The sequence below is a fragment of the Prescottella defluvii genome (genome assembly GCF_000738775.1).
Lineage (GTDB): Bacteria > Actinomycetota > Actinomycetes > Mycobacteriales > Mycobacteriaceae > Prescottella > Prescottella defluvii.
On the sequence record NZ_JPOC01000220.1, the window covers coordinates 1 to 505 of the forward strand.

The 505-nt window shown below is 67.3% G+C and carries 2 protein-coding genes and 1 riboswitch; of the genes, one reads left to right on the top strand and one right to left on the bottom strand.

The genetic code is table 11. The features are described from left to right. Positions 1-69: riboswitch (cobalamin riboswitch) on the bottom strand. This riboswitch is flagged as partial in the annotation. A 36-nt stretch (positions 70-105) separates the two neighbouring features. Continuing rightward, positions 106-300 carry a rhodanese-like domain-containing protein gene (locus IJ15_RS26275; protein ID WP_231569651.1) on the bottom strand — a complete coding sequence of 65 codons (195 nt, stop codon included), beginning with the start codon at positions 298-300 and terminating at the stop codon, positions 106-108. Here IJ15_RS26275 and IJ15_RS25145 point away from each other — a divergent pair. Continuing rightward, on the top strand, positions 284-505 hold a 222-nt coding region (locus IJ15_RS25145), incomplete at its 3' end, for a rhodanese-like domain-containing protein (RefSeq protein WP_231569652.1). The genes IJ15_RS26275 and IJ15_RS25145 overlap by 17 nt on opposite strands.

Below are 505 nucleotides of genomic sequence, written 5' to 3' on the forward strand. Positions count from 1 at the left end.
CAGTGGCGGGACCGCGCCGGTTTCACACCGGCTTCCTCTTTCGTCATCACCTGACCGGGGCATTGTTGCACGCGGTCGGTATCCGTCGGAAACGACGGTGGCGGATCAGGATGCCGGAGGCAGCAATTCGTGCCCGTCGGCCACCCAGGCCCGCATGCCGCCGTCGAGTTCGACGACGTCGGTGTATCCGAGGTCGGCGAGGTCCGTCGCGGCGGTGGCGCTCATGTTGCCCGACAGACAGTAGACGGCGATCGTGGTGCCGTGATCCGACGGTAGCGACGCGGTGGCCGACGACAGCACGTTCGTCCTGAACGTCCACGTGCCCGACGAGGGCACGATCGCCGGAACCGACGCCGCGATCGCGTTCGACGAGGTGTCCACGCACACCGCGTCGCTACCGTCGGATCACGGCACCACGATCGCCGTCTACTGTCTGTCGGGCAACATGAGCGCCACCGCCGCGACGGACCTCGCCGACCTCGGATACACCGACGTCGTCGAACTC